Here is a 5,347-nt window from a genome sequence, read left to right as displayed (position 1 = left end):
GCGCTGACCGGTCACCGGCCGGGGAAACCGGCCGGTGACCGGTCAGCGCTGCGCCGGGAGACGCAATTCGGCGAGGACCATCCGGTGGTCGCTGCCGGGCAGTGGGTGCACGGTCACGTCGCGGACCGCGATCCGGCGGTCGACAAGCACGTGGTCGATCACCACCGGCGGGATCGGGTCGCCGTCGTACGGGCCCCAGGTGCCGGCCAGCCCGGCACCGACCGAGGCGGCGGCGTCGGCGTAGCCGGTGTCGAGCAGGGCACGCAGCGGTGCGTGGTCGAGGGTGGCGTTGAAGTCCCCGGCGAGGATGCTCAACGCCCCGTCGGGGGTGGCCGCCGGCTGCGCCGCCAGGTCCGTGCGCCAGAAGCCTGTCTGGTTCAGCGCGTACGGGGCCGACGGGTGGGCTGACTCGACCCGGACCCCCGGTGCGCCGGGCACCGCCACGGTCGCGTACGCCTGGGTGAAGCCCCACGCGCTGCGGAGCTGGCGGATGCCGCCGTCGCCGATCGGGTGCCGGGCGTAGAGCCCGGAGCCGGGGCTGCCCTCCATCGGGTTGAGCTGCCGGTACGGCAGCAGTTTGTCGAGGCCGTGCCGGTCCAGTGCGGCCGCTGCCGCCGGGGTGAACTCCTGCGTCACCAGCACGTCGACCTCGGCGGTGCGGACCAGGTCGACGAGGGTTCCCGGGTCGGCGCTGCCGACCAGCAGGTTGGCGGTGAGTACCCGCAGCGTCGGGCCGTCGGTCGAGGGCTGCGGGCTGGGCAGTGCCCGGGGGGCCACCACCGCGATCAGCGCCACTGTGGTCATCGCCGCGACGCTCGCCGGCCACCGGTGCCGCAGCGCGAGGGCGAGCACCAGCGGCCCGAGGGAGCCGACGACGACGTACGGCGTGAAGGCGAGTAGCTGCACCAATGGCCCGCGTTCGAGGCCGAGGAGCCGGACGGCGAGCCAGGCGACCGCAGGCACCACGGCTATCCAGCAGAGGGTGGTGCGGTGGCCGTGTCGCCGAGTGGCCGATCCGACGGCAGTGCTGAGGGTAGGAATTTTCACCCCGTCAGGTTATCGAATCCGAGGGGAAGTTCATGAAAGGTGGGCCGCTCACGCTTCGCAATTTATCCGAGCATTTTTCCGGATGCGGAAGTCGGAGATCCGATGTTGACTGTCGAGATTTTCCGGTGCTACTTTCCACGTGGTTGTGGCGTCCGAGTTCAGAGGACGTTTTGCCTGGTCAGCGCGGCTTGTGATCTTGACTCTTAGCATCATTCGCTCGGTTGACCATTCTTCGGGGCGGGAGTTCTTCATTCGTTCCGACGCATTCACGTTGTGGATATCCGGGTCGCTGAAAAGCGAGTCGGTTTGGCACCCCGGTCAACCAAGGGAGAACCTGTCATGGCCAAGCTATTCTCACGCAGGTCGGTGGTGGTGGCGGTCAGCGCGCTGGCGCTGGCCCTGGCCGGCGGCGGCATCGCCGCCGCCCAGCCGACCACCGTCGTCAAGGCCCCCCTCGATTCGGTGCAGGCGGCCCCCCGGTTGGACGCCCGTGGCGGCCAGCCGGTGGTCACCCCGGCGGAGGCCCGCCAGGCCCGGGCCGCGCTCAAGAAGTCCGCCAGCAGCAGCGCCGTCGTCGGCACCACCTCCTTCGCCGTGGTGGGCAGCAGCGGCAACCTGATCCGGGGCCGGGGCGCGGTGTCGGCGACGAAGTACGGTGCCGGGCAGTACCAGGTGCTGTTCAACCGCAACGTGACCCGCAGCGCCTACCTGGCCACCATCGGCACCGACCAGCAGTGCTGCGTCCCGCCGGCCGGGGAGATCTCGGTGGCCCCGCGCCTGGACACCCCGAACGCGGTCTTCATCCAGACGTACGACTCCACGGGCGTGCCCGCCGACCGGCCGTTCCACCTGGCGGTCTTCAGCTGACGAGCCAGCTCGGATACCGGCCGCCCGTCCGGGCGGCCGGTATCTCTGTCGCCGATTGTCCGGTTCGTGCCCGCCCGGTGACGACACTGCCCGGCTATGCCCTCACGCTGCTCCTGGTCCCGCAAGTCCGACGTTTGTCGGCCCGCGTGCCCGGGAAGCAAGCACCGTGACGGACATCTCGGACACCATGGCCAGCCTGCCCAGTCGGGCCGATCTCGACGCGGTCGCCGCCGATCTGGACCAGACGCTCGGCGAGGTCAGGCGCGTGATCGTCGGGCAGGACCGGCTCGTCGAACGCCTGCTCACCGCGCTGCTCGCCGACGGGCACTGCCTGCTGGAGGGCGTGCCGGGAGTGGCCAAGACGCTGGCCGCGCAGACCCTCGCGACGGTGGTCGGCGGCACCTTCTCCCGGATCCAGTTCACCCCCGACCTCGTCCCCTCCGACATCGTCGGCACCCGCATCTACCGGGCGTCGCGGGAGAATTTCGACGTCGAACTCGGTCCGGTGATGGCGAACCTGGTCCTCGCCGACGAGATCAACCGGGCCCCCGCGAAGGTGCAGTCGGCGCTGCTGGAGGCGATGGCCGAGCGCCAGGTCTCCATCGGCGGGCGAAGCTACCCGGTGCCGGCACCGTTCCTGGTGCTGGCCACCCAGAACCCGATCGAGTCGGAGGGGGTCTACCAGCTGCCCGAGGCGCAGCGGGACCGCTTCCTCATGAAGATCGTCGTCGACTACCCAGACGGCGCCGACGAACTTGCCATCCTCTACCGGATGAGCGCCGAGCGCCCACGGGCGCACCGGGTGCTCGATCCGGACCGGTTGCGTGACCTCCAGGTCCGCGCCACACAGGTCTACGTGCATCACGCCGTCGCCGAGTACGTGGTCCGACTCATCCTCGCCACCCGCGACCCGGGCCGGTTCGGGCTGCCGGAGATCGCCCCGCTGCTCGCCTACGGCGCCAGCCCCCGCGCCACCCTCGGGCTGGTCGCCGCAGCCCGAGCCCAGGCGCTGCTGCGGGGCCGGGAGTACGTGCTCCCCGACGACGTCCGGGAACTGACAGTGGACGTGCTCGCCCACCGGCTGGTGCTCTCCTTCGACGCGGTCGCCGACGGGGTGACCGCCGAGGCGGTGGTGCGCCGGCTGGTCGAGGTGGTGCCGCCACCCCGGGTGGCGGCGACCGGCCGACCGGAGTACGCGACAGACCTGGCCGCCGCGTGATGCGCCGCCGCGCGCCGTCCGACCCGGCACACCGCTCCACGCCGTTCGCTCCGCTGCACCCCGTCCCGGCCGAGCCGGGGCTGACCGAGCTGACCCCGAACCAGCGACTGCGTCGGCTGGAACTCACCGTCACCCGGCGGCTCGACGGCCTGCTGCACGGCGAACGGCGTGGCCTGTTGCCGGGGCCGGGCAGCGAACCGGCGGGCAGCCGGGAGTACCGGCCCGGTGAGGACGAGGTGCGCCGGATGGACTGGTCGGTGACGGCGCGTACCACAGTGCCGCACGTGCGGGAGGTCGACGCCGACCGGGAACTCACCACCTGGCTGCTCGTCGACGCCAGCGCCAGCATGGAGTACGGCACCGCCGAACTGGACAAGCGGGAACTGGCGGTGGCGGCGGTCGCCACCGTCGGCTTCCTCACCGCCGGGACCGGTAACCGGCTGGGCGCGCAGGTGCTCACCCCGTACGGGCTGTACCGGGTGCCGCCACGCGGTGGGCGTACCCATCTGATCGGGTTGCTGCGCGCGCTGCTCGGCGCGCCCCGCGTGGGTGGCCGGGAGCCGGACGTCGCGCCGCTGCCCGGCCCGGCGGAGCTGGCCGAGGCAATGGCCGAGGTACGCCGGGTCGCCCACCGGCGCGGCCTGGTGGTGGTGGTCTCGGATTTCCTCGACGGACTGCCCGACGAGGCGGGGGCGCCGGCGGCGTGGGAACGGCCGCTGCGCCGGCTGACCGCGCGGCACCAGGTGCTCGCGGTGGAGATCACCGACCCGCGTGAGCTGGAGCTGCCGGATGTCGGGCTGATCACCCTCACCGACCCGGAGACCGGCGAGCACCGGGAGGTCTGGACCGGCGACCCCCGGCTGCGCGAGCGGTACGCGGCAGCCGCCGCCGCCCAGCGCGACCAGGTCCGGCAGGCGCTGCGCCGGGCCGGCGCGACCCACCTCGCGCTGCGCACCGACCGGGACTGGGCGGCCGACATCGCGCGCCACGTGCACGCGCAACGCCGACTGGCCCTGGCCCCGGCCGGGGCGCGACCGGGAGGTCTGGCATGAACTGGCAGTCACCCGTACGGCTCTGGCTGCTGCTCGGCGTGGCCCTGCTGGCCCTGGCCTACCTGGTGGCGCAGCGACGACGCAGCCGGTACGCGGTCCGCTTCACCAACCTGCGGCTGCTCGATCGAGTGGCGCCCCGGCGGCCGACCTGGCGGCGACACCTGCCGGCCGGTCTCTTCCTGGCGATGCTGGCGTTGCTCGTGGTCGGCTTCGCCCGGCCGACCGCCGAGGTCCAGGTGCCCCGGGAACGGGCCACCGTGATGGTGGCCGTGGACGTCTCCACCTCGATGCTCGCCACCGACGTCGACCCGGACCGGCTGGCCGCGGCCAAGAGCGCCGCCCGGCGGTTCGTCGACGGGCTGCCCCGGGAGTTCAACGTCGGGCTGGTGGCCTTCGCCGGCAGCGCGGCGGTGCTGGTGCCGCCAAGCACCGACCGGGAGGCGCTGCACGACGGGATCGAACGTCTCGCCGAGGGGGTGACGGGGGTCCAGGGCACCGCGATCGGCGAGGCGATAAGCACCTCACTGGGCGCGGTGAAGGCGCTTGACGAACAGGCCGCCACCGAACCGCCACCGGCCCGGATCATCCTGCTCTCCGACGGCGCGAACACCTCGGGCATGGATCCGATGGAGGCTGCCGCCGACGCGGTGGCCGTCGAGGTCCCGGTGCACACCATCTCCTTCGGCACGCCCAGCGGTTTCGTCGACCGGGGTGGCCGGCCGATCCAGGTGCCGGTGGACGGGGAGACGTTGCAGGCCGTCGCCGAGCAGACCGGGGGCGGCTTCCACCAGGCCGGCACGAGCGACGAGCTGCGCGCGGTCTACGACGACATCGGCAGCTCGGTGGGCTGGCGGAAGGTGAGACAGGACGTGTCGGCGCGGTTCATCGGGCTCGGGCTGGTGTTCGCGATGGGCGCGGCGTTCGGCTCGATCCGCTGGTTCTCCCGCCTGCCCTGACTGACCTGGCACCGGCACAGCGCCGCCGATGACGCGGTCGTCGTGCCACCGAGCGCGCACACGGGAGGAGCGTACGCATGGCAGTGCAGACCGGACTGGGTGAGCCGCGTGGACCCTGGTTCGTCTCGCCGGATCTCGACCCGGACGGGCGGGGCCGGCCGGACGGTGCCGTGACGGCAGGTGACCGGGGGGCGTGGGGCTGGCAG

5 protein-coding genes and 1 pseudogene are annotated in these 5,347 nt (G+C 72.6%); 5 read left to right on the top strand and 1 reads right to left on the bottom strand.

The window, feature by feature from the left end:
* Positions 1 to 42: 42 nt before the first annotated feature.
* Entirely contained in the window at positions 43 to 972 is a 930-nt protein-coding gene (locus tag C1I93_RS27870; RefSeq protein WP_111246246.1) for an endonuclease/exonuclease/phosphatase family protein, read from the bottom strand.
* A 414-nt stretch (positions 973 to 1,386) separates the two neighbouring features.
* On the opposite strand from C1I93_RS27870, the gene C1I93_RS27865 reads away from it, so the two are divergent.
* The 5 genes and pseudogenes from C1I93_RS27865 to C1I93_RS27845 form a co-directional block, all read left to right on the top strand.
* Positions 1,387 to 1,914: a hypothetical protein gene (locus C1I93_RS27865; protein ID WP_111246245.1), complete on the top strand. Its 528-nt coding sequence runs from the start codon at positions 1,387 to 1,389 to the stop codon at positions 1,912 to 1,914.
* Positions 1,915 to 2,080: 166 nt separating this feature from the next.
* Complete coding sequence (locus C1I93_RS27860; protein ID WP_111246244.1) at positions 2,081 to 3,133, top strand: AAA family ATPase; 1,053 nt, start codon at positions 2,081 to 2,083, stop codon at positions 3,131 to 3,133.
* A complete protein-coding gene (locus tag C1I93_RS27855; protein WP_111246243.1) occupies positions 3,133 to 4,185 on the top strand; it encodes a DUF58 domain-containing protein in 1,053 nt (350 codons plus the stop codon). The genes C1I93_RS27860 and C1I93_RS27855 overlap by 1 nt, the downstream gene beginning before the upstream one ends.
* A complete protein-coding gene (locus tag C1I93_RS27850) occupies positions 4,182 to 5,141 on the top strand; it encodes a VWA domain-containing protein (RefSeq protein WP_111246242.1) in 960 nt (319 codons plus the stop codon). Before C1I93_RS27855 ends, C1I93_RS27850 begins: the two co-directional genes overlap by 4 nt.
* 77 nt (positions 5,142 to 5,218) lie before the next feature.
* Positions 5,219 to 5,347 (top strand): annotated as a pseudogene (locus tag C1I93_RS27845) (peptidase S1); the annotation flags it as partial.

This window comes from Micromonospora endophytica, assembly GCF_003236305.1.
Taxonomy (GTDB): domain Bacteria; phylum Actinomycetota; class Actinomycetes; order Mycobacteriales; family Micromonosporaceae; genus Micromonospora; species Micromonospora endophytica.
Note: the sequence above shows the minus strand (reverse complement) of the source record. Positions and strands in the feature narration are given on the sequence as shown.